The following is a 23,133-nucleotide window of genomic DNA, read 5'->3' on the forward strand; positions in this document are numbered from 1 at the left end:
GCGTTATGACGCCATGCGCGCGTTGCCCCGTTCTTTGCCCTGTTCTTTGCCCTATTGCCTACTCTATTGCTTATTCCGGTGCGCGCCAATCTCCCGCATTCGGCTCAGGATGACAGCCGGATTCCGATTACGCCTGGCGGCTCATGAACCGCACGAAGCAGCAGATCGTCGACGCATTCGGTCAGCTCGCGAAGCATTTCCGTCGCCTCGCCATCCAGTTCCATTGGATGCGATTGCCGTAGTTCACGCAGCGTTTCTCCGACTCGCCGGATCGCCTTCGGTCCGCTATCGACCAGCGGCCAGCAATGCATCAGATAACCCAACGGCGTGATGCTGCGTCGTTCGCACCAGATATCGAAAAGACGGAAGCAGATTGAGTTGATATGCTCCACCTCGTTTTCACGCTGCGACGGATAGGGGATCATCTCTGTTACCCGGTTAGGCCATTTTGATTCATCAATGATAGAACGATAGTCACCGTGGGACAGTCAGGCAGCGCGGATGATCCGCCAGGGGTATCCTGATTCGAGGGTAAGGAAATCCTGACCCCGCTCGCCGGTTCTCGTCAGCGACGCGGCGTTCCCTGCTCTCCCCGCTACGGAGCGCGCGCGTGCGGAGACTGGCCACTGCGCCCAATACTCTTCCGGAATCTTTCGGTCAGCAGCGGACAGATAGCGGTTGTCCAGTTCTATCACTTTCCTCTCGACCAAGTTGGCTTGCGCCAGCGCGCCCTGAATGTACGGGTGCGAATCGAAGAGCCGCATATACGAACCGTTTTTGTAAGCCGCTATGAAGCCGCGCTCTATCGCTATGGCCAGCTTAGGATCGCGGCGAGCCACATAAAAAAGAAAGTCCGACCGGTACTTGAGCAGCAAACGTTTTTCGACCGTCAGTTCGGGCTCCGCCTGCTTGCGCGCTTCGAGTTCAGGGAATGCCTCGATCACGCCTCGCGGGTAATAATCTATTCGTCCCGCGCGCGTCATTGCGAATAACGTGTCGGTGCTGGACGTTTCCACTTTCAGGCCGGCGTCGAGCAGGATATCCGTGTCGACCCAGCCGAGCCCCTGGCCCGCCGTCAACCGGCGCAGATCTGCCACGTTGTCGACCTTGTCGAAGTCGGCCTGCCGGTCTTTCCTTATGATAAACACGCGGTAGCCGATCAAGCCGCGGTTCACCGGAATATGGACCACGTTCAGCCCGCTTTCCGCGCGGCTATCCATGCTCGTCCAAAGAAGATTGATGGAGCCGCCGTCGACCAGTTCAGCCAGCGCGCGGCCGCGCTCCATGGCCAGATCGGCCTGACGAATCGTATACGTGACTCTGGCCGATCTCATCGCGAGGTCCAGCACCGCGAGGGCAAATGCCGCATGAACCTCGCCTCCAGTGCGGATTCGCGGATGCACAATGTCGAAATCGGCAGTCGACATGGCATGCGACCGGCCGAGCATGCCGGCTGTGCTCAATGCCGCGAGTACAAAGCTCCTGCGCTGCATGATCGTATCGACATATGGTGAAATCTGCTTTGGCGCCCCCGTTGGCGCCCGCTATGCAAGCATCCTGTCACTGTGATGAAAGCTTTGCAATTGGGGGAAGCAGGCCGAACTTGCGCGGTGGTTGCGGCGGCAACGTCGCTTGCCGGGCATTCGATTCTCATGGAAAACCCTCAACGCACGCCGATGTGCTGATTCCGAAAAAGGTCCGGATAGCTAACTGTAAATTAGCCGGGTCACTGTCAGGACGGCGTCGGGTCCCGCGACAGAATTCTTTCTCGCGGCACGAATGATGCTCGGTAAAAGGCATCCAGGTTGTTGCAAGGAGTCAACGCCATGACGCTCTGGAGCCTCTTGCGTTCGCCTGCGGAACAGCAGATCGCCGGCATGCCGATACCCTGCTCCGTGGCCCTGCCCGACGGTCAGCGCATCGGCGCGCGCGAGCCGCGTCTGTCGTTCGAAATACGCGACACGAGGGTGCTGCTGCATCTGACGCAGGGCGCGATCGGGCGACTGGCGGAAGACTATGTGGAAGGCCGTCTGGAAATAGACGGCAGCATGCACGACCTCATGGCTGCGGCGCCGGCTTTGCTGCGCAGCGATCCCACACAAGAAACGCATGGGTGGCTGCTGGAGCACGTGAACCGCGCGCGCCGCGCGATCTGGGAGCGCACGCATCATAGCCGCGCGAAAGACGCCGCTCAAATACAGCATCACTACGACGTATCCGACGATTTTTACGCGCTGTGGCTCGACCCGCTGCGCGTGTACTCATGCGCCTACTTTTCATCACCGGACATGTCGCTTGCCGACGCCCAGCAGGCCAAACTCGACCACATCTGCAGGAAACTAATGCTGCGCTCCGGCGAGCGCTTTCTCGATGTCGGCGCGGGTTGGGGCGCGCTGTTGCTGTGGGCCGCCGAACACTACGGGGTTGCTGCGACCGGCGTCACACTTTCCAGGAACCAGCACGCGTACGTCAACCGCATGATCGAGCAAAAAGGACTTGAGAGCCGCGTGAGAATGCTCCTGCAGGACTACCGGGACGTCGATGAATCCGCGCCGTTTGACAAGATCGCGTCGGTCGGCATGTGCGAACACGTCGGCCGTCCGAACCTGCCGGCGTACTTTGCGAAGATGCGGCGGCTGCTCAGACCCGGCGGTCTCATGATGAATCACAGCATTACCGCAGGCGGCACCGACAACGCGGAAGTCGGCGGCGGGATGGGCGACTTCATCGACAGATACATTTTTCCGGGCGGCCAACTGGTACACGTGAGCGTAGTGATGGATGCAATGACGCGCGGCGATCTCGAACCGGTGGACGCGGAATGCCTGCGCCCGCATTACGCACGAACGCTATGGCTTTGGGAGGATGCGCTCGAAGCGCATCTCGATGAAGCACGCGAAGTGCTCGGCAAGGACTCGGAGAAAATCATTCGTGCGTACCGGCTGTATCTGGCCGGATCGGCAATGGGCTTCGAGCACGGCTGGACGTCGCTGTTCCAGATTCTCGCCTCGCGCCCCGCGGAGTCCGTAAAGACCGATGATGGTTCCACCGGCCGCATGCCATGGGCTCGCAGCGACTATCCGTTCAATCGCAAGTACATGTATGCGCGCAACCCTGCTATTGATCGGGTCAACGAGGTCGAACGCGTGAACGGTGGTCACGGAGCACACTTTTGACCGAGCCACCGACCATGTCGCGGAGGCATGTTGCCCTTCCCGGGTTCCGTCGTAACAGAGAAGAATGCGGTTAAAGACCAACATGTCGTTCCCCCTTGCAACTGTTTTCGCAGACTCCGGGAAATGCGACTGACGCCTCCTGTAGCCATAGCCTGTTTGCGCGGACGCCCACGCACCGGCGTCCTTCACCCGTGTGGCCGGCGTTTTATATCATATTGAAATATAATAATGACCACACGGTATTCGCGGTGCCCGCGGTTTCCCGGGTATCTTTTGCAGCCCAGCACAATCGACTAACTCCCGTTCGCATCTTGTCCCGCTCCATCGTCCTGCGCTGGTTTTCCAGCTTCATTCCCGTTCCGGTCACCGTCAAATGGCAGGAGCGCGCGCGCTCATGTCTGGGCGCGCTGCTGGGTATCGCGTTCACCGGCGGCTCCATGTACCTGCTGTTGGGACCCGGCGCGAACGTTCCGCTGCTGGTTGCGCCGATGGGCGCTTCCGCCGTATTGCTGTTCGCCGTGCCTGCAAGTCCGCTTGCGCAGCCATGGTCGATCATCGGAGGAAATCTCGTTTCCGCGACGATCGGCGTGACCTGCGCGAACGTGATTGCCGATCCCACCCTGGCGGCCGCGCTGGCCGTCGCGCTTGCTATTTGCGGCATGTTCGCGCTTCGCTGCGTGCACCCGCCGTCGGGCGCAGTCGCGTTGACCGCCGTGCTCGGCGGCCCGGCCATTCATGCGCTCGGCTATCGTTTCGTGCTCGAGCCGATCGCGATACAGTCGGCCGCGCTGCTCGTGGCCGCGATCGCCTATCACGCCGCCACCGGCCACCGTTATCCGCATTCGGCACGCGCGGCGCGCGGCGCGGCGGGCAGTGCCGCGGACTCCGCCTCGCGCGCCGGCTTCACGCGCGCCGATCTCGAAGCCGTGCTGAAGCGCCGCAGCGAAATGCTCGACATCGACCCGGACGACCTCGAATCGCTGCTGCGTGAAACCCAGCTTCAGGCCTTCTCACGCAGTTTCAACGAATTGACCTGCGAGAACATCATGTCGCGTCATGTGGTGTCGGTGTCGGCCACCACGCGCGCGGTCGCCGCATGGGCGCTGTTGAAACGCAACAAGGTGAAAGCGCTTCCGGTAATCGACGCAAGCCACGGTCTGATCGGCATCGTCACGCGTGCAGATCTCGTGGATAAAAGAATCTTTGGCCAGTTCGTGCCGTTCATTGCTTATATAGACGGCTGGCTGCGCGGCGATGCACTGCGTGCGCCAACCGTGGGCAGCGTAATGACCACCGACGTCTGCACCGTCAAGACCAGTGCGCCGATTACCGACCTCGTGCCGATGTTCGCGAACTACGGTCACCACCATATTCCTGTGCTGGATACGGCTGGACACGTGGTCGGCATGATCACGCAAGTGGATCTGATTTCCGGGCTCTATCGGCAGACCGTGGTCAAGGCGCAGCAGGCCGCATGATCGCGGCATCGCATTCCGCGTGATTGCGCGTGATCGGGCGGCGAACCGCAACGGGCAATGTCTGCCCAAGCGTTGCGCCCGCACATTACATCATCTTGTGATATAATTTTTGCTTATTTACATGGCGGATGAGCAATGAAAGAACGGGCTTCAGGACTGCGTAAAGCCGACTTTGAGCAACTGTCGGAGTTTCGCTATCAGATGCGGCGCTTCGAGCGGTTCTCGGAACAAGCCGCGCAGAGCGAAGGCATCACGCCGCTGCAGTATCTGTTGCTGCTGCATATCAAGGGATATCCGGAGCGCGACTGGGCGACTGTCGGCGAGCTGGCGGAGCGGCTTCAGGCTCAGCACCATGGCGTCGTCGCGCTGGTATCGCGCTGCGAAGCACTCAGTCTGGTGCGCCGTCAGACAAGCGAGACCGACCGTCGCCAGGTCGAAGTACACATTGAAAAAGCCGGCGAACGGGTGCTTGCAAGACTTGCCGAGCTTCATCGCGCCGAACTGAAATCGCTCAAGGGCGCCTTCCAGGTTCCGCAGATCGACCTCGACTAATCATGAACATTGACTCCCACAAGCGGGACTTCTCCGCGAACGCGCGACTACCGGGCATTTTCGCGCTCGCCGCGTGCATCGGCGCGGTCAGCACGCTCGCAGCCGTCGTGTTGCTGAACCTGATTCATCTGTTCACGAACCTGTTTTTCTTCGGCACATTGTCGTTCGTCGAACATTCGCCCGCCCATAACAACCTCGGCATCTGGGTCATTGGCGTGCCGATAATCGGCGGATTGATAGTCGGCTTGATGGCGCGGTTTGGCTCGGAAAAGATTCGCGGGCATGGCATTCCCGAGGCGATCGAGGCGATCCTGTTCGGCAAAAGCCGGATGTCGCCCAAGGTGGCTGTGCTCAAGCCGCTGTCGTCGGGCATCGTGATCGGCAGCGGCGGCCCGTTCGGCGCCGAGGGGCCCATCATCATGACGGGCGGCGCGCTCGGATCGCTGATCGCGCAATGCTTCAAGGTCACGTCCGCGGAACGGAAGACGCTGCTCGTGGCGGGCGCCGCCGCCGGCATGACCGCCGTGTTCGGCACGCCCGTGGCGGCGGTGCTGCTGGCCGTGGAATTGCTGCTCTTCGAATGGCGGCCGCGCAGTTTTCTGCCCGTGGCCGTAGCCTGCGCGGTAGCCGGTTTTGCTCGCGCGGCGTTCTTCGGCACGGGTCCGCTGTTTCCGCTCGAAACAGCCGCGCCAGATGGATGGTCGCTGTTTTCTTGCCTGATTGCAGGGCTTTTGTCCGGCGCGCTCGCGTCGGGGCTTTCCGCCGCGCTTTACAAAACCGAAGATCTGTTCGGCAAGCTGCCCATTCACTGGATGTGGTGGCCCGCGCTCGGTGGCGTTGTAGTGGGTATCGGCGGATGGCTGGAGCCGCGAGCGCTCGGCGTAGGCTACGACGTGATCGGCGACCTGCTGCATCAACACATTGCATTGCAGATCGCCATTGTGCTGCTCGCGGTGAAAGCCATCATGTGGGTCGTCGCGCTCGGGTCGGGTACATCGGGTGGCGTGCTCGCCCCGCTGCTGATGCTCGGCGCGGGACTCGGCACCGTCCTCTCACACTGGCTGCCGGGCAATCAACCCGCACTGTGGCCGCTCGTCTGCATGGCCGCAACGCTCGGCGCGACACTCGGTGCGCCGTTGACCGCCATCGTCTTTGCGTTCGGCCTCACGCACGACAGCAATGCGCTGTTGCCCTTGCTCACTGCTACGCTGGTCGCTCACGGCTTTGCCACGGTCACCATGCGCCGCTCGATCATGACCGAAAAAATCGCGCGACGCGGCTATCACATCTACCGCGAATACGGCGTGGATCCTCTTGAGCGCCATCATGTGGATGAGGTGATGACAGCCTCCGTCGAGTCGATCGAAGCCGACATGACGGTCGGCACGGCGCTCGACAGATTTTTCGGCGCAAAGCAGACCCGTCGCGCGTACCCGGTGGTGCGTGGCGCCGTGGTAATCGGCGTGGCCGATCGCGCGTTGCTCGAACAGTTTCGCGACGAGGACCCGAACCTGCGGCCCGCCATGAGCGTCGCAGACGTCTTCGCTCAGCGCTCACTGGCGTTCGCCTTGCCCTCCGAGACCTGCCGTCTGGTAGCGACGAGACTGGCGGTGCACGGCCTCGAACGATTGCCCGTTGTGGCCGATGCAATGTCGATGCGTCTCGTCGGCATCGTCTCGCGCAGCGATCTCGTCAAGCCGTCGCTCAGTCACTTCGAAGAAGAGCACAAGAAAGAGCGGTTCCGCCGTCTGACGCCGGCGCGCGGCAAACGGCGATTTGCGCCCATAGGCAAAGCGGGCTAATTGAGGCCGGTCCGCTTCAATGTGAAGCGGACTGCGCCGGATAGACGAGCAAACCATCGGGCTGCGCGTTTGCGCCCGGCGTGATGGTCGCCGGGTTCACGTGGTGCGCATCCATGATGTGCATTACCGTTTCGCCGTGCATCAACAGGTAATCCGTAATGATGCGCCTGTGACAACGCCACCACACTGCTTCCGAGCACATGATCGCGCAACGCCTGCGATGTCCCAGTTCACGAAGTTCTGCCAGACCCTTTTGAAAAGGGTCCGTCATGGCGTAATCAGCGTAGTTACGAAACGCGGGATGCGTCCAGTACCCGTTCACGGATGGACCCTCATCTTTGCGACGGCCACGGCGCCCGCCGAGTTCCGCCAGATGAACGTAGTCGATATGTGCCAGTGCCAGCGAGTCCGGCAGCGTATCGCGGTTGAACTGCGGGTTGGTACGAGAACGCGGAATGCTGCGCACGTCGACTAATGTTTCGACCTCCGAATTATTGAGCAACTCAATCAGTTCGGACAGCGTGCGCGTGGAGTGCCCGATCGTGAAGAATGGCCGTGCCATCATGACCTCGTCGGCTTCGTCGTGTCATCGGATTGTATCGCCAGTAAGGCGTCAACCAACCGCCCCCCGCCTGCACTTTCGCCACGCATTCTGCATGCCCGCACGATCCGCCACCCGCAGCGCATCGGTCACATAGCAGATCAATTGTTCGCCGAGACCGCTGTCACCGCTTCAGGAACATCCCAGCCGCCGCCCAGCGAACGATACAAGGCAACGGCAGCAAGCGCATGCTCGCGCCTTGCCTGGTTCAGCGATTCAGCGTCGCGCAAGTACGCCTCCTGCGCTGCGAGCACATCGAGGAAACTGGACGCACCACCTTTGTACAGTTCACTCGACAAACGCAACGCATGATTCGACGCATCCAGCGCGCCGCCAAGCCGCTCCACTTGTACGGCGCCGTTCACCAGCTCGCTGCGAGAGTCTTCGATCTCCTTTAGCGCCTGCAGCATCGTCTGCTGCAAGCCGAGTTGCGATTCACGCATGCGGCTCTCGCTCGCATCGATATCCGCGGTGATTCGGCCGGCGTTGAAGATCGGGCTCGTCGCGCTCAACGCGGCGCTAAACAGGTTGTCGGTCAGCGTCGGCAGCCCGAGATACGAAGAGGCCAGCAAACCATCGGCGAGACTCAACTTGAACTTGGGATAACGCTCCGCCTTCGAGACGCCCACTTCCGCCGCGCGCCGCTCGACGGTGGCATACGCTGTGCGCACGTCGGGCCGCTGCAATAGTGCTTCCGAAGGCAGCACTTGCGGCACACGCTGTGCCGGCACGGGAATGTCGCGCGCATCCGCGAGCAGCAGGCTATCGACGCTCTCCGGCGTGCGCCCCGAATACACCGCGATCAAACTGAGTTGATGCTGCACGGCGGTCTGCATGCGCGGAATCTGCGACTGCAAGTCCTGCAACTGATTCTGCGCGCGCGCGACATCGAGTTGTGACGACAGGCCGTAATGCAGACGCTGCTGCGTGAGTTTCAGCGCGCGAGCGCGTATCTGTTCGTTCTCGCTGAGGATCTGCAACTGCTCCTGTGCCCAGCGCAAATCGATATAGGCCGCTGCAGCATTGGCGGCGAGCGCAAGCCGCACCTCGTTCAACGCGGATTGCCGGCCCGACACTTGTGCTTGCGCCGCCAGAACGGCCAGACGTTCGCCGCCGAATACATCCGGCGCCCAGCTGGCCGTGAGGCCGGCACCCGCTTGACGCACGTATCCGAGCGGCGGCGGTGTGTTTTGCCGCGAATACGATGCGTTGGCGCCGGCATTCAGCTCAGGGAGCAAGGCAGCGCGATTCTGCGTAACCAGGTCCTGCGCCTGCCTGACGCGCTCTACTGCCGCCTGCACGTCGAGATTGCCGGTCAGTACCGACTCGACCAGCCGATGCATGACAGGGTCGCCAAACTGATCCCACCACACATTGGCGCTCACGCTGTCTTGCGGCGCGTCCACGCTCCATGCTTGTGGCGCGAGTGTGCTCACCGTCTGCGGCAGATCCGCGTGTGTCGCCGGCTGCACGGCGCACGCAGCAAGCGCCAGCGCTAGAGCGCTGGTCAGTACTTTGAGAGCGGTCGTTTTCATCATCAGGTCCTCAATGAGCATCGGGCGGCGGCGCGGTATTTCCGAATGGGCGCGAGAAAAGCACGCTCAGCAAGCCCACCACGAAACACAGCGACACGGCGAGAAAAGTGTCGGAGAAAGTGAGCACCAGGGCTTCACGCGTCAGAACCGTATGCAATGCGCCAAGTCCCGCATTGGCTGCATTGAGCGCGTTTCCACCGAGTGCCGCGAAATGCGCGGCTTGCTGCTGCAAGATCGATTCGACTACCGGACGGCCCGCCGTCAAATGTTCATCGAGCCGCTCGTAGTGCAGATTGAGCCGGTCGTTCAGCATCGTGCTGCTCACTGCAATGCCGATTGCGCCGCCCAGATTACGCATCAGATTGAAGAGGCCGCTCGCGGACCGAAGTCGAGACGGTGGTAGTGAACCGAGCGCCATCGTGACGATTGGGGGAATGCAGAACTGTTGACCGATGCCCCGCAGCGCCTGCGGAATCAGCAACTCCTGCCAGCCCCATTCATGAGTGAGGGGCACATACAGATAACAGCCAACGCCGAACAACGCGAGGCCAAACACCATCAAGAGGCGCATATCGACAAAGCGTGCAAGCGTCGAATACGCGACGAGCGCCAGTAACTGGAAACAGCCTACCGACAACAACGCAAGGCCGATCTGCAACGAGTCGAAACCGCGCACGCGAGACAGGAATACCGGCGTCAGGAAAACCGTGCAGAAGATCCCAATGCCTGTGATAAACGACAGCAAACTGCCGATGCCGAAATTGCGAACCGCCAGCGCGCGCAAGTCGACAATCGGTTCCTTCGCGGTAAACGCATGCACCAGGAAAAGAAATCCGCAAATAGCCGATATCCAGGTGCACAGCACGATCACGTCGTCGCCGAACCAGTTCTTGCGCGGCCCTTCTTCGAGCACATATTCAAGGCAGCCGAGAAAGCCCGACATGAGCGCAATGCCCAGGTAGTCGCCTTTTTTCAACAGCGACAAATCAGCTTTGTCCACATGCACGTACTTCGGCACCGTCAACGCGACGGCAAGACCAGGCGCCAGGTTCAGATAGAACAGCCAGTGCCAAGACCATTGCGACGTAATCCAGCCGCCGATTACAGGCCCCACGGTCGGCGCGAGCGACGCGAGCGCACCGATCGTGGTCGACGCGATCAGGCGTTGCTTGCCCGGAAACAACACGAACGCCGTGGTAAACACGGTCGGAATCATCGCGGCGCCGAGCGCGCCTTGCAGGCCGCGAAACAGGATCATCGAATTGATGTCCCATGCGAGTCCGCACAACATGCTCGTGACGGTAAAGCCAAGTGCCGAGAACGCGAACAGCCAGCGCGTGGAAAACACGCGAGTAAGCCAGCCGGACATCGGAATCACGAGGATCTCAGCGATCAGATACGAGGTCTGCACCCACGACAACTCGTCCTGACTAGCGGACAAGCCGCCGCCGATATCTTTGAGCGACGACGCGACGATCTGGATATCGAGCGTCGCCATGAAAAAGCCGAGGCACATCAGCGAGAATGCGAAGACCTTCGTGCGCGTCGGCTGATCGGCGGGATTGGCGAAAATGTCGGTCATGATGGTTTATCCGCGAGCCGGCGCGGTTTGAGCGCCGACTTGGCCGACGTGATCGAGGTGAACCTTTACTGTCGCCGAGAGACCGGGGCGCAGCACGCCTTGCATGTCCTCAGGCACATTCAGGCGCACGCGCACCGGCACGCGCTGCACGATCTTCGTAAAGTTGCCGGTCGCGTTTTCGGCGGGCAGGACACTGAATGTTGCGCCGGTTGCCGGAGCGAGGCTCTCCACCACGCCGTGAATGCGTGCGCTCGAAGCATCCAGATCCACGTCGACGGTGTCGCCGACGCGCATCTTCTTCAACTGGTCTTCCTTGAAGTTCGCGTCGATCCACAAACCGCTCGCTGGCACCACCGTCAGCAGCGAAACGCCGGTGTTCGCAAGCAGTCCGACCCGCGCGGTGCGGTTGCCCACGTAGCCGTCGATCGGGGAACGAATGGTGGTGTATTCGACGTTCAGCGCCGCCACGCGCTGCGCCGCCTCCGCGGTGGCAATGCGGGCCAGTGCGTCGCCGATCTGCGCGTCGAGCACGGCTATTTGCCGCTGCGCCGCGATCAATGACGCGCCGCTGCGATCCACCGCGGCATGCGCCTTCGTGAGATCGGCATTGGCACGCTCCACGACCTGATTCGATACTGCGTCGTCTTTCACGAGCTCGCGATAGCGTGCCTGATCCGCTGCGCTGCGTGTCAGTTCGGCGCCGGTGGCGCGAACTTCTGCGGCCTGTTCGTTGATCGTTGCAAGCTGCAACGATTTCTTAGCCTGCAATTCGGTCACTGCGGCTTGCGCGCTGCGCACCTCGGCTGCGGCTTGCGCGAGGCGTGCGTCGTAGTCCCGCGAGTCCAACCTGACGAGTACTTGGCCCGCGTGCACGAACTGGTTGTCCTTCACCAGCACGTCAGCCACGAAGCCATTCACCTTCGGCGCCATGACCGTGACATCGCCACCCACGTAGGCATCGTCCGTCGTTTCGACGAAGCGTCCCGCGAAGAACCAGTACGACGCGGCGAGCGCCAGCACGGCAAGCACCGTGATGATCGCGAGCAGCATCCACGGAACGCGCCTGGCCGGTTTGCCGGCCTGCGCGGCGCCCGCTGGCGCAACAGTCGAAGGTGTAGTGGACATGATGTTTGTATGTGTGCGTATGCACTGGTGAAGTTGAAAAAATAGCGCCGATTGATGGCGCCCGTTCATTGCGTAATTTGCTACCAGTCTGTCATTGCCTCGCGCTCAATTCACAAGTGCCCGGTGATTGCGAACAACTCGCCGCGCAACGCTTGCGCACGTTGCCCGCCAAAGCTGTGCTCGAATTCGGCCTGCGCGGCATGCCAGTGCTTGCGCCCCGCCTCGAGCCGCGCTTCGCCTTCTGTTGTAAGCGTGACTGACAGCGCTCGTGCATCCGCGCCGTGCGCCTCGCTCAACAGGAGCCCGCTGCGGCGCAGCGGCTGGATCGTGCGGACGAGCGTGGTGCGCTGCATGCGCATGGCGTCAGCCAGTTGCTTCATTGTCATTGGGCCAGTGCGTTTGAGGCGGCCAAGCAGGGAGAATTGTGTGATCGTCAAACCGACACCCGCCAGATGGCGGTCGTAGATCTGCGAGACATAACGCGCCGCCTGGCGGATGGCAAAACAATCGTCGTCGAAGGGCTCTTCCATTGCTGCGACTCCTCATGAGTGCATACGCACACACGTAGATATAAAAAAGCTCGCAAACGAAACTATTCGCGAGCTCATGCGCCGGCGTTAGCCGGTAATAGTGAACAACTCAGCGCGTAACGCCTTGGCACGCCCGCGTCCGAACTTCTCTTCGAACTCGTTTTGCGCGGCACGCCATGCGATAGCTGCCTGGTCGAAAGTCTTCTCGCCCTTCTCCGTCAGGCTGAACAGATAGGTTCTGCCGTCGTGTTCAGCCGATTCTGCGACCACCAGACCGTCGCGTTGCAACGGTTTCATGGCGCGCACGAGCGTGGTGCGCTCCATCACCATTGCGTCTGCGAGATCCAGGATCGGCAAATTGGGCGTGCGCGCGAGTTTGGCGAGAATCGTGAATTGCGCTGCCGTGACCCCCACCGTGCTGAGATGGCGCTCATACAGCTGCGTGATGTGCCGCGCCGCCTGGCGCAGCGCAAAGCAGTTGCATTCGTCGTAGGAGAGAGGACGGTTCATGCTTCGCAGTTTATGTGTGCATATGCACTTCGTCAAGTATTTTTACGCAGCAAACGCTCAGCGCTAAAGCGCGAGAACCGTCACGCCCACTTCCACGCGATGCGCGCCCCCACCGAGGATCATGCCGCGCAACAAAGACACGTCGCTGTAATCGCGGCCGATTGCGAGCGTAACGTGGTCGGTATCGGCGAGCACGTCGTTGGTTGGGTCGAGGTCGATCCAGCCGCTGCCCGGACAATACACAGACACCCACGCATGCGACGCGTCCGCGCCGATCAGACGCGGCTGCCCCGCTGGCGGATCATTACGCAGATAGCCGCTCACGTAGCGCGCGGGCAAACCAAGCGAGCGCAAGCAGCCGATCATCACCTGCGCGAAGTCCTGGCACACGCCGCTCTTGAGTTCGAACGCACGCTCGGCAGGCGTATCGAACATCGTCGCCGACGGTTTGTACGCGAAGTCTTCGTGAATGCGGTGCATCAGATCGATCGCACCAGCGGCAACCGGCATGCCGGGCGGAAAACTCGGCAGCGCATAAGCGCGCAACGACGGCCACGGCGCGATATTCGGCGACGCGAAGCAGAACTCGGCCTCGGCCCGGAACTGCCCGCCCACGCGAAACTCGAGCGCGTCGGCCACTTCTTCCCACGCCGGTGTGGCTTGGGGATCGAGATTAGTCCAGCGCGGCGTGAGCGCCACGGTCGTTTCGCTGACCAGTTGCAGCCGCTCATGCGGCGCGTCGAGCGCGAAATAGAGGACGTCGTTGCCGAACGCATCGATACGACTATTCAGATACGAGGGCTGCGGCTCGATGCGTTCGTCGTGCGACACGACCCGCTGCCACTCACAGACGATAGGCCGGATAGTTGCAAGATGCTGCGCGGTCTCCACATACGTCGAGTAGTGGTACGTGGTGCGGTGCGAAACCGACAGCACGACAGGCGGGGTTTTCATGACCACACCTGCGATGCGACCGTGCTCGCGTGGCTGAAATAGCGCGCACTGATTTCATGCGCCGCAGCGCCGGCAAAACCGCCAATCTGATCGCATACCGCAGCCAGATTGCAATACGCGCCTTGCCCGTCGACGTCGCATAGCGACGCAAGCGTGGGCAACGACGCGGCAGGCGGCATCAATTCCGCAAACGGACGATGCCGCGTGCTGCCCGCAGCCACCGCGATTTCATCGAGCTTCTTGCGCAAACGCTCATACACACCATAAATTCCGCGCGGATTGGTCGGCTCGATCACCAGCAGATCGAGCAGAGCCGGCACTTCGAAACGTCCCGGATAAAGCGAGCGATACGTAAGCGTGCTGTCGAACAATTGCAGCAGCAGGTCGAAACCGGCCGGCGTTGCAAGCTGGCCTTTGTCGGCGGCCACACGCACAAACGTGCTCATGGCCGACACGCGTTCGATATGCCGGCCGACGAACAGGAGCCGCCACGCCTCGTCGCGCGTCATGCGATCGCCTTGCGCGCCGCTGATCGCCGACAATTGCACCGACAGCCGTTCAAGCGCGTTCATCAGCGTGACACGGTCGTAACGGCTGCCGCCATTCGTAGCACGGCCGTTCACCGCTGCCGGTGGCGAAGCATCGTTCGAACCGGCAGCCGGCATCAGCGTCTGCAACGCGTCGCGGAAGTCGTTGCGCGCGGCAAGAATGATGCGCCAGTGATCGTTCGACAACCGCCCGCGCACTTCGCCATTCGAGCGAGCCTGACAGGTCAGGTTCTGACCGATGCTCGCGGCGCCCGTGCTCTCGCTCAGATTGGCGACCAGCGCGCGTTCGAACGCTTGCGGCGTGTGCGACACGGACATGTCCCCCGACTGCAGGAGCCCGCAGTGCAGCGCAAGTTCGACAAGCGTCGGGAACATCGTGTCGGCATCGTTGCCTTCGAGCGAGCCCAGAATGAAGCGCAGCAGACGCACGTTGTTTTCCGCGCGTTCGCCGTAACGTCCGGCCCAGAAAAGGTTCTCCGCAGCGCGGCTCGACACGGTGCGATGTTTTCGCGCGAGGTCCGCAGGCTGCATCGGCGAAGGCAGTAGCGTAAAGGTCGACGTGGGCTGGCTCGACAGCACCCACGTGTCGACGCTGCTGCCGCCGTACTGCATGGATACCGTTGCCTGCCGCTCGGCGCCCATGCGCGTGAAGCCGCCGGGCATGACGTGCCAGCCGCCGTTCACATCGGCGATCGCATACGCGCGCAACACGGACGGACGCCCGCCGATCGTGCCGTCTTCGTAACGCGGCGTGCAGGAAAGACGCTGGGCCTGCTGGATCGTATAGTTGCCGGGCGTCGCCTCGATACGCTCGCGCCACGCCGACAGCCGCTGTCTGCCCTGCTCGACGCCCGGCGGCGCGTCGCGGGCCGCAACCGGCCACGTGGGCACGATAAAGGCTTCGTCCATGCGCGCGAACGCGTGCTCGCGCGCCGCCTGCTCGCCGCACCACCAGGTGGCCACGCTCGGCAAAATAAGGTCTTCGTCGAACAGCACTTCGGCTATGCCGGGCAAAAACCCGTGCAAAGCGGGCGACTCGACAAAGCCGGACCCTGGCACGTTCGAAACGATCACATTGCCGGCACGCATGACCTGCAGCAGGCCCGGCACGCCGATGGTCGAATCGGCTCGTAATTCCACGGGATCGCAGAACGCATCGTCCAGTCGCCGCAGCACGACATGCACGCGCTCCAGACCGGCGAGCGTCTTCAGATAAAGCATGTCGCCGCGCACCGTGAGGTCCTTGCCTTCCACCAGTGTCACGCCCAGATAACGCGCGAGGAACACGTGCTCGAAGTAAGTCTCGCTGAACGGCCCCGGCGTAAGCAACGCAATATGCGGCGAAGCATCGGCGCGAGGCGAATCGTGGCGCATGGTCGCCTGCGCCGCCTGAACCAGCGTCGAAATCAGTTGCGAATAGGTCGGCGCGAGGCGGCTTACGTGCATCGAACGAAACAGATCGGCAAATAACGCCGAAACGATCAGCCGGTTTTCCAGCGCATAGCCGAGGCCGGAAGGCGCTTCCGTGCGGTGCGCCATCACCGTCCACTCGCCGTTCGGCGCACGCGCGAGGTCGACCGCGACCACTTGCAGAAACTGCCCGCCAGGCGGCGCATAGCCCTTTACGGGGCGCAGATAGCCGGGATGACCGAACACCAGCGCGGGAGGCAACTGTCCGCGTTGGAGCAAGGTTTGCGACCCATAGACGTCGGCGACGATTGCATTGAGCAGATGCGCGCGCTGCGTGACGCCGCGCTCGATATGCGCCCACTCGGCTTCGCTGATCAGGAACGGCAGCAGATCGAGCGCCCACGCGCGCGGCTCGCCGTTATCCGCGTACACGTTGTAGCTGATGTCGTTGTCGCGGATCTGCTGCGCGACCGAAGCGCGGTGACCTTCCAGCCGCGCGATGCCGTCTTCGCCGAGCCGCTCGAAGAACTGCCGCCAGGGGGCGCGCAGTGCGCCGGAGGCGTCGCGCAACTCGTCCCAGTGTCCCTCGTGAGCGGGCAAAAGCCGCAACAGGGACGAAGCGTCCGCACGGGTCGCGGACGTTTCGAAGGGAAAAGTCGATTGAAAAGCCAAGGTCGTGTCGTTATTGAAGGTGAGCTGTCTTACCAGTAGCGCAGATCGAGCGTGAACGGAAACTCGAGGCTACGTTGCGGCGCATCGGCTGCAAGCGGCCCCGGTGTATGGCCCGACGCGAAAAAGCGTGCGCGCCGCCGGCTTTCGGCTTCGTAGGCGTTCACCGGGAACGTCTCGTAGTTGCGCCCGCCCGGATGTGCGACATGATACTGGCATCCGCCCACCGAACGGCCATTCCATGTATCGACCAGATCGAACGTGAGCGGCGCGTCGACGCCAATGGTCGGATGCAACGCCGAAGGCTGCGACCACGCACGAAACCGCACGCCCGCCACATATTCGCTGACGCGGCCTGTCGGCTGCAACGGCACGGGCACGCCATTGACCGTCAGCACATGGCGGTTTTCGTTCAAGCCGAGCGCGCGCACCTCGAGCCGCTCCACCGACGAATCCACATAACGCACGGTTCCGCCCGGCGAGCCCTCCTCACCCATCACATGCCATGGTTCGAGCGCATTGCGAATGGTCAGCGATACTCCGCTCACCGTGGTTTCGCCGACCAGCGGAAAGCGGAACTCGAAGTGCGGTGCGAACCAGCTGCTGTCGAACGCGAAACCCGCGCGGTTCAGTTCGTCCAGCACGTCGTCGAAATCCATCTTCACGAAGGTGCCGAGCAGGAAACGGTCGTGCAGTTCCGTGCCCCAGCGCGTGAGCCGCTGCGTGTACGGCGTATGCCAGAAACGGGCGACCAGCGCGCGCAGCAGCAACTGCTGCACGAGGCTCATGCGCGAGTGCGGCGGCATTTCGAAACCGCGCAATTCGAGCAGGCCGAGGCGCCCCGTCGGTCCATCGGGCGAATACAGCTTGTCGACGCAAAATTCCGCGCGATGCGTATTGCCCGTCACGTCGATCAGAATGTTGCGCAACGAGCGGTCGATCATCCACGCAGGCAGGTTCGCACTATCGCGTCCGCCAAGAAGGTCGATCTGCCGCTGCAATTCGCGCAACGCCACTTCGAGTTCGTAGACCTGATCGTTGCGTGCTTCGTCGATGCGCGGCGCCTGGCTCGTCGGCCCGATAAAGAGCCCTGAAAACAGATACGAAAGCGAAGGATGGTTATGCCAGTACGCGCTCAGACTGGCGAGCAGATCCGGACGCCGCAGGAACGGACTGTCGGCGGGCGTCGCGCCGCCAAGCACGAGGTGATTGCCGCCGCCGGTGCCGGTATGGCGTCCGTCGGTCATGAACTTCTCGCTGCTCAGATAGCTCTGCGCCGCCGACTGATATAGATACTCGGTGTGATCGACCAGTTGCTCCCAGTTCGCTGCCGGATGAATGTTCACCTCGATCACGCCGGGGTCGGGCGTGACCTGCAACATCTTCAGACGCGCATCGCGCGGCGGCGGATAGCCTTCGAGCACGACCTGCATGCGCAACTCGGCGGCCGTCGCTTCGACGGCGGCCAGCAGATCGAGATAGTCGTCGAGTTCGGTGAGCGGCGGCATGAACACGTGCAGGAGCGTTCGGCCGCCGCCAAGCCCGTCGGCTTCCGCTTTGGGACCGGCCGCGCGCTTCGGATCACGCGCCTCGACGCAAATGGCCGTGCGAAGCGTTTCCTTCGACGACTCGCCGCGCGCGGGCGCAACCGCGGCTTCCGTTTCACCACGCTGCGGCGCATACGCCAACACCGCACTGCCGGGCATGCCGCTCAACAGATCGCCTGCCGACGACGACAACGCCGCAGCGCGCCGTGCGTCCGGGCCGGTCATTTCGTGCTGCTCGCCGTCGTACTGCATGCGCAACTGCGCGGCCGAACGCAACGGCACCGGCGGCGCGAACGGATCGTGTGCATGCTGATACGGATAGTCGGTCTTCGACACCCACGGCAGCGAATCGAGCGGCAGGCGATAACCCATCGGCGAGTCGCCGGGAATCAGGTACATGCGTTCGTCGCGAAAGAACCAGCGGCCGCTGACCCACTTCGGCGCCTCCTGCGGCACATCGCGCTCGCGCGCAAGCGGCAGCACGTAGCCGGTCGCGCCGCCGAGTCCTGCGTCGAACACGCGGCGCAAACGCACGCGCTCGAGTTCGTCGTCGAGGCGCGCGTCGAGCGGATCGACGTTGACGGGCAGACGCCGCTCGCGCCACAGGTAGTACCAGACGTCTTCGAAACCGGGCAGGATGCAGCCTTCATCGAGCGAAAGTTTGGTGGCCAGGTGCGTGAGGAAGCGTTGCGCGTCGGCGGCCGTGTAGGTGCCGGGCTCGCGTTCGTCGGCGAACAATTCGGGGTTCTGCCAGCACGGCTCGCCGTCGGCGCGCCAGTACAACGACATCGCCCAGCGCGGCAACTGCTCGCCCGGATACCATTTGCCCTGGCCGATATGCAGGAAGCCGTTCGCGCCGTAGCGTGAGCGCAGCTTGTCCATCAGCGCGACGGCGTAGCCGCGTTTGGTCGGGCCGAGCGCGTCCGTGTTCCATTCGGCGGCGTCGCGGTCGCGCACCGACACGAAGGTCGGCTCGCCGCCCATCGTCAGGCGCACGTCCATGTCCGTGAGTCGACGGTCGACGTGCGCGCCCATCGCGAGGACGTCGTTCCAGACCTCTTCGCTATAAGGCTTCGTGACGCGCGGCGTTTCTAGCACGCGGCTGATCGACATGGTGTGGCTGAACTCGACCTCGGATTCGTCCACCGCGCCCGATATCGGCGCGGCGCTGCCGGGTTCCGGTGTGCAGGCGACCGGAATGTGACCTTCGCCGGCAAGCAGGCCCGAAGTCGGGTCGAGGCCGATCCAACCGGCGCCCGGCAGATAGACTTCGCACCAGGCGTGCAGGTCGGTGAAGTCGACTTCAGTGCCGCTCGGGCCGTCGATAGATTTGATATCGGGCGCAAGCTGCAGCAGATAGCCGGACACGAAGCGCGCTGCAAGGCCCAACTGGCGCAACGTCTCGACCAGCAGCCAGCCCGAATCGCGGCACGATCCGGCGCCGCTCGCGAGCGTTTCCTCGGGCGTCTGGACGCCCGGCTCCATCCGAATCAGATAGCGAATCTCGCGTTGCAGCCGCTGATTCAACGCGACGAGAAAGTCCGCGGTCACAGTCGGCGTGAGGTCAATACTTTTCACGAACTCGGCGAAGCGCGGCGTCATGGGACGCTTCACGCGATACGGCGCGAGTTCGAGCGCGAGGTCCGGTGAATAGTCGAACGGAAATTTTTCGGCCGACGGCTCAAGAAAGAAATCGAACGGATTGTAGACGGCCATTTCGGCGACCAGATCGACGGTCACCTTAAATTCACGCGTCTTCTCCGGGAAAACGAGCCGCGCCTGATAGTTGGCGAACGCATCCTGCTGCCAGTTGATGAAGTGTTGAGCCGGCTCGACCCGCATCGAATAAGAGAGGATCGGAGTCCGGCAATGCGGTGCGGGCCTCAAACGCACGACCTGGGGCGACAGCGCAACCAGCCTGTCGTAACGGTAATGTGTGACGTGGTTCAACGCGACGCGTATGGACACACCGGACTCCTGGTCTATGGTTGGCAGCCCGCCAAAAGCAAGCTTCATGCCGTTCATCTGAAAGCCGCATGCGGCCACGGTACTGCCGTTGGCAGGGCCGTGCACCAAACAGAGGCGGCGCCCATGCACGATCATGCCCATACTGTGCGTTAAAGCGGTGACGTCTGGCAAATGCGGCATGAACATTGCGCGACCGACGCTTCTCACTGTCACTCACCGCTCGGGTTTCGTCCATGAAAACGTTCCACTGCAATCGCTGCTCGCACCTCGTGTTCTTCGAGAACGTCCGGTGCGAGCGCTGCGAGGCGCTACTCGGCTATGTGCCGGAACTGCGTGAGATCAGCGCCTTTGAAGACGCGGGCGAAGAGCGCTGGCGCAGCCTGCACCCGGAAGCGGACGGCGCGCTTTACCGGCAATGCCATAACTACTCCGTCGAAAACGTCTGCAACTGGATGATCCCCGCCGATTCGGACGCCACGCTGTGCCAGTCATGCCAGTTGACACATACCATTCCCAATCTCGGCGCGCCCGAGAACCGGCTTTACTGGTACCGCCTGGAAGTGGCGAAACGCCGGCTGCTGTATACGCTCGGCGAATTCGGCCTCGACATCAAATCGCGCCAGGAAGACCCCGAGCACGGTCTCGCCTTCGAATTTCTCGAGGACGGCGGCGACGGTTCGCGTGTGATGACCGGGCATGACAACGGGCTCATCACGCTGAACATTGCGGAGGCCGACGACGCTCACCGCGAGAAAGTGCGCACCGCGATGGGCGAGCCGTACCGCACACTGCTCGGCCACTTCCGCCACGAAACCGGCCACTACTACTTCAGTCAACTGGTGGAGAATAGCCCGCGTTGGCTCGAACCGTTCCGCAAACTTTTTGGCGACGAGCGCGCCGATTATGGCGAAGCGCTCGACGCGTACTATCGCGACGGCGCGCCCGCCGACTGGCAGGCGTCGTACATCAGCGCGTATGCGACGATGCATCCGTGGGAAGACTGGGCCGAGACGTGGGCGCACTACATGTTGATCGTCGACGTGCTGGACACGTCGACCTCGTACGGCGTAGCGCTGCTGCCCGACGATCCGAGCGAACCGACGCTGACCGACCGCACGCCCGTTGAAGACGCAAGCTTCGATAATCTGATGAAGCGCTGGTATCCGCTCACGTACGCATTGAACAGCCTGAACCGCAGCCTCGGCATGCCGGACGGTTATCCGTTCACATTGGCCGTGCCGGTGGTGGACAAATTGCGCTTCGTGCATCGCGTGATTGCGGAGGCGGGGAATAAATCGTCGGCTTCGCAAAGCTCGAAAGGTCCTGCGAAACAGCCCACGTCGAAGCAGGCAACGAAAAGCGTACGCTGACGCACATTGGGCCGCATCCGGGCGGCCTTACACATGAAAAAGCCGCGAACGGTTCGACTAGATTCGACGACCATTCGCGGCATTGGCTTCGGGCAACATCTGTCGCCGGGAAGCGATTCAGCACCTTAGCGCGCTTACTTCTTCGGCTGTTGCTGTTGCAAAAGCGAGCGCAATTCCTGCACGTTTTCTTCCACACGTTTGGCGATCACCGCATACGACTCGGCTTGCGTCTGATACGCCGCCTGCGCGAGTTGCTGCATATCCGCGAGCGACTTGTGCAAGCTCTGCTGGATCAGCTCGGCTGTCTTCGCGGAAGGCGTGGACCCGCTCGCCGATAGCTGCCCCGTGAGCGACTGCAATTCGGTGAGCGTCGTGCGCAGCATCTCCGCCTGTTTCTGCGCGAGCGACTGCATGCCCTGGAACGCTGTCTGATTCGCCTGAACCAGTGCTTCGACGTCCTTGCGCCGTGCTTCCATGATGGCGGGCACGTCGAAACCGGGCAGCTTGAACTGCTCCAGCATTTTGGTGAAATCGCCAAACGGATTGGCGGTATCAGGTCGGTCCATGCGAAATCCTCCTTTACGGTTGAACAATCGCCACCGGCGCCTCGCCGCAAGATTCACGCGATGCAGGCACCCGCGGTCTCCGGTGCGCCGCGCCCCGCGAGAGCGTTGCGCGGTTGTGGGGTCGGACGGCACATTGCGTCAATCATGCGCCATCCCACGCTATTGCGCCAGCGCATGCGCCATTCCCGAACGCGACGCGACCCCGTAGCTCGCTACGCGACAGGCTTCGGCGCAAGACTTCGTAAGCGTGGAGAAGCGTGTCCGTAACCCGGCACAACGGGGTCTCGTCTATCGTTAGGATGAGCCGGCGCACTGTCGCGCCGGCGCTGTGTCGATGGGAGCGACCTCATGAAAAAACAGATCTTTGGCGCGGCGGTGGCCGCCGTGCTGACCATGTCCGCAACGGCCGCATTTGCGGAAGACGGCTTGCCGACGCCGCCTACCTCTCACCATCGCGAAGCGCCGCAAATCGACGGCGCACGAGGAACGCATGACGCGATGGGTCCGATGGGTCCGATGTTTCCGGCTGGTCCGCTGGCTCCGATGGGTCCCATCGGCCCCGGCTTCGCCGTGATCAACGATCTCGAACAGTTGCGCCGACTGTACGCACTGAGCGGACGCCCGGGCGACATCGTCGCGGTGTACCACGACGTGCTCAACAGGACGCAGGACCCGATGCTGCGTCACTACGTGTACGACTCACTCGCCCGCGAACAGTTGAAGCCCGCCAATCCCGACCAGGCGATCGCCACGTTGCGCACGAGCCTGTCGGAAGACCTCGCCGCGGCTAACAAACCGCCGCGCACGCCATTCGATAATGCGCCGCAGGCGAAGCCGCAGTAACACTATTCCCCTGGAAGCGCTGCCGCCAACAGGCCCCGCCGACGTTCGTCGCGCAGCGTTAGTTCTCGCACATTGCCGTTCACTGGCCGCTTTTTCGTCTTCCGTCTGTTGATTACGATAAAGGCTGTCAAAACGCCCGTGCGAGTGAAGCATGCGTTATCCAGTCGATGTGGCCGTTGCCGCCGCTTTGCTCGTGTTCGTGCTTTGCTGCATCGTGACGCTTGCGTTGAACTGATCCCTCCTGCATGTTGCGCCGCTCGCACTCGCGCGGCGTTCTTCTATCTATCCACGGTGCAGCACTCCCACGCAAAACGCCCTCTCGGCGCGTGACATTGCGCGAAATAATTGTTCGATGGAGTCGGACAAG

At 62.3% G+C, this 23,133-nt stretch carries 18 protein-coding genes; 6 read left to right on the forward strand and 12 right to left on the reverse strand.

All coding sequences use genetic code 11. The features are described from left to right. Positions 1-104: 104 nt before the first annotated feature. Both JMY24_RS11865 and JMY24_RS11870 read right to left on the reverse strand, forming a co-directional pair. A complete protein-coding gene (locus JMY24_RS11865; protein ID WP_128596388.1) occupies positions 105-425 on the reverse strand; it encodes a hypothetical protein in 321 nt (106 codons plus the stop codon). 63 nt (positions 426-488) lie between these two features. Continuing rightward, positions 489-1,493 (reverse strand): type 2 periplasmic-binding domain-containing protein, encoded by a 1,005-nt coding sequence (locus JMY24_RS11870; RefSeq protein WP_236597388.1) that lies wholly within the window; start codon positions 1,491-1,493, stop codon positions 489-491. A gap of 333 nt (positions 1,494-1,826) precedes the next feature. Between JMY24_RS11870 and JMY24_RS11875 the strand changes: the two genes are divergently transcribed. From JMY24_RS11875 to JMY24_RS11890, 4 genes are all read left to right on the forward strand, one after another. After that, the gene (locus JMY24_RS11875; protein WP_128596387.1) at positions 1,827-3,176 is read left to right on the forward strand and encodes a class I SAM-dependent methyltransferase; all 1,350 of its coding nucleotides are present in this window, start codon (positions 1,827-1,829) and stop codon (positions 3,174-3,176) included. A gap of 311 nt (positions 3,177-3,487) precedes the next feature. Continuing rightward, the gene (locus tag JMY24_RS11880; RefSeq protein WP_201702093.1) at positions 3,488-4,654 is read left to right on the forward strand and encodes an HPP family protein; all 1,167 of its coding nucleotides are present in this window, start codon (positions 3,488-3,490) and stop codon (positions 4,652-4,654) included. Positions 4,655-4,789: 135 nt separating this feature from the next. Continuing rightward, entirely contained in the window at positions 4,790-5,206 is a 417-nt protein-coding gene (locus tag JMY24_RS11885; RefSeq protein WP_128596379.1) for a MarR family winged helix-turn-helix transcriptional regulator, read from the forward strand. Positions 5,207-5,208: 2 nt separating this feature from the next. Further along, positions 5,209-7,008 carry a chloride channel protein gene (locus tag JMY24_RS11890; protein ID WP_201702095.1) on the forward strand — a complete coding sequence of 600 codons (1,800 nt, stop codon included), beginning with the start codon at positions 5,209-5,211 and terminating at the stop codon, positions 7,006-7,008. A gap of 16 nt (positions 7,009-7,024) precedes the next feature. Here the strand turns inward: JMY24_RS11890 and JMY24_RS11895 are convergent, their stop codons facing one another. The 9 genes from JMY24_RS11895 to JMY24_RS11935 form a co-directional block, all read right to left on the reverse strand. Continuing rightward, positions 7,025-7,570 (reverse strand): DUF488 domain-containing protein, encoded by a 546-nt coding sequence (locus JMY24_RS11895; protein WP_128596378.1) that lies wholly within the window; start codon positions 7,568-7,570, stop codon positions 7,025-7,027. 140 nt (positions 7,571-7,710) lie between these two features. Continuing rightward, positions 7,711-9,144: an efflux transporter outer membrane subunit gene (locus JMY24_RS11900; protein ID WP_128596377.1), complete on the reverse strand. Its 1,434-nt coding sequence runs from the start codon at positions 9,142-9,144 to the stop codon at positions 7,711-7,713. 10 nt (positions 9,145-9,154) lie between these two features. Beyond that, positions 9,155-10,726: a DHA2 family efflux MFS transporter permease subunit gene (locus JMY24_RS11905; protein WP_201702097.1), complete on the reverse strand. Its 1,572-nt coding sequence runs from the start codon at positions 10,724-10,726 to the stop codon at positions 9,155-9,157. A 6-nt stretch (positions 10,727-10,732) separates the two neighbouring features. After that, a complete protein-coding gene (locus JMY24_RS11910; protein WP_128596376.1) occupies positions 10,733-11,851 on the reverse strand; it encodes an HlyD family secretion protein in 1,119 nt (372 codons plus the stop codon). A 110-nt stretch (positions 11,852-11,961) separates the two neighbouring features. Further along, positions 11,962-12,381, reverse strand: a complete 420-nt coding sequence (locus tag JMY24_RS11915) for a MarR family winged helix-turn-helix transcriptional regulator (protein WP_128596375.1) — start codon at positions 12,379-12,381, stop codon at positions 11,962-11,964. 87 nt (positions 12,382-12,468) lie between these two features. Beyond that, positions 12,469-12,891, reverse strand: a complete 423-nt coding sequence (locus JMY24_RS11920) for a MarR family winged helix-turn-helix transcriptional regulator (protein ID WP_128596374.1) — start codon at positions 12,889-12,891, stop codon at positions 12,469-12,471. A gap of 63 nt (positions 12,892-12,954) precedes the next feature. Beyond that, complete coding sequence (locus tag JMY24_RS11925; protein ID WP_128596373.1) at positions 12,955-13,845, reverse strand: transglutaminase family protein; 891 nt, start codon at positions 13,843-13,845, stop codon at positions 12,955-12,957. Continuing rightward, positions 13,842-16,475: a circularly permuted type 2 ATP-grasp protein gene (locus JMY24_RS11930; protein WP_128596372.1), complete on the reverse strand. Its 2,634-nt coding sequence runs from the start codon at positions 16,473-16,475 to the stop codon at positions 13,842-13,844. The genes JMY24_RS11925 and JMY24_RS11930 overlap by 4 nt, the downstream gene beginning before the upstream one ends. Before the next feature lie 29 nt (positions 16,476-16,504). Further along, on the reverse strand, positions 16,505-19,987 hold the full coding sequence (locus tag JMY24_RS11935; protein ID WP_128596371.1) for a transglutaminase family protein: 3,483 nt from the start codon (positions 19,985-19,987) through the stop codon (positions 16,505-16,507). A gap of 233 nt (positions 19,988-20,220) precedes the next feature. Between JMY24_RS11935 and JMY24_RS11940 the strand changes: the two genes are divergently transcribed. Next, entirely contained in the window at positions 20,221-21,357 is a 1,137-nt protein-coding gene (locus tag JMY24_RS11940) for a zinc-binding metallopeptidase family protein (RefSeq protein ID WP_128596370.1), read from the forward strand. A 134-nt stretch (positions 21,358-21,491) separates the two neighbouring features. Here JMY24_RS11940 and JMY24_RS11945 read toward each other — a convergent pair whose 3' ends face one another. Then, entirely contained in the window at positions 21,492-21,923 is a 432-nt protein-coding gene (locus tag JMY24_RS11945) for a phasin family protein (protein ID WP_027777497.1), read from the reverse strand. Positions 21,924-22,271: 348 nt separating this feature from the next. Here JMY24_RS11945 and JMY24_RS11950 point away from each other — a divergent pair, with 348 nt between their 5' ends. After that, entirely contained in the window at positions 22,272-22,766 is a 495-nt protein-coding gene (locus JMY24_RS11950; RefSeq protein WP_128596369.1) for a hypothetical protein, read from the forward strand. Positions 22,767-23,133 lie beyond the last annotated feature (367 nt).

This window comes from Paraburkholderia kirstenboschensis (assembly GCF_904848585.1).
GTDB classification, from domain to species: domain Bacteria; phylum Pseudomonadota; class Gammaproteobacteria; order Burkholderiales; family Burkholderiaceae; genus Paraburkholderia; species Paraburkholderia kirstenboschensis.

What these genes read in the sequence shown, in the direction of transcription:
- JMY24_RS11865 (WP_128596388.1), bottom strand. Translation starts at nt 425, where the DNA reads ATGATCCCCTATCCGTCGCAGCGTGAAAACGAGGTGGAGCATATCAAC.
- JMY24_RS11870 (WP_236597388.1), bottom strand. Translation starts at nt 1,493, where the DNA reads ATGCAGCGCAGGAGCTTTGTACTCGCGGCATTGAGCACAGCCGGCATG.
- JMY24_RS11875 (WP_128596387.1), top strand. Translation starts at nt 1,827, where the DNA reads ATGACGCTCTGGAGCCTCTTGCGTTCGCCTGCGGAACAGCAGATCGCC.
- JMY24_RS11885 (WP_128596379.1), top strand. Translation starts at nt 4,790, where the DNA reads ATGAAAGAACGGGCTTCAGGACTGCGTAAAGCCGACTTTGAGCAACTG.
- JMY24_RS11890 (WP_201702095.1), top strand. Translation starts at nt 5,209, where the DNA reads ATGAACATTGACTCCCACAAGCGGGACTTCTCCGCGAACGCGCGACTA.
- JMY24_RS11895 (WP_128596378.1), bottom strand. Translation starts at nt 7,570, where the DNA reads ATGGCACGGCCATTCTTCACGATCGGGCACTCCACGCGCACGCTGTCC.
- JMY24_RS11900 (WP_128596377.1), bottom strand. Translation starts at nt 9,144, where the DNA reads ATGAAAACGACCGCTCTCAAAGTACTGACCAGCGCTCTAGCGCTGGCG.
- JMY24_RS11905 (WP_201702097.1), bottom strand. Translation starts at nt 10,726, where the DNA reads ATGACCGACATTTTCGCCAATCCCGCCGATCAGCCGACGCGCACGAAG.
- JMY24_RS11910 (WP_128596376.1), bottom strand. Translation starts at nt 11,851, where the DNA reads ATGTCCACTACACCTTCGACTGTTGCGCCAGCGGGCGCCGCGCAGGCC.
- JMY24_RS11915 (WP_128596375.1), bottom strand. Translation starts at nt 12,381, where the DNA reads ATGGAAGAGCCCTTCGACGACGATTGTTTTGCCATCCGCCAGGCGGCG.
- JMY24_RS11920 (WP_128596374.1), bottom strand. Translation starts at nt 12,891, where the DNA reads ATGAACCGTCCTCTCTCCTACGACGAATGCAACTGCTTTGCGCTGCGC.
- JMY24_RS11925 (WP_128596373.1), bottom strand. Translation starts at nt 13,845, where the DNA reads ATGAAAACCCCGCCTGTCGTGCTGTCGGTTTCGCACCGCACCACGTAC.
- JMY24_RS11940 (WP_128596370.1), top strand. Translation starts at nt 20,221, where the DNA reads ATGAAAACGTTCCACTGCAATCGCTGCTCGCACCTCGTGTTCTTCGAG.
- JMY24_RS11945 (WP_027777497.1), bottom strand. Translation starts at nt 21,923, where the DNA reads ATGGACCGACCTGATACCGCCAATCCGTTTGGCGATTTCACCAAAATG.
- JMY24_RS11950 (WP_128596369.1), top strand. Translation starts at nt 22,272, where the DNA reads ATGAAAAAACAGATCTTTGGCGCGGCGGTGGCCGCCGTGCTGACCATG.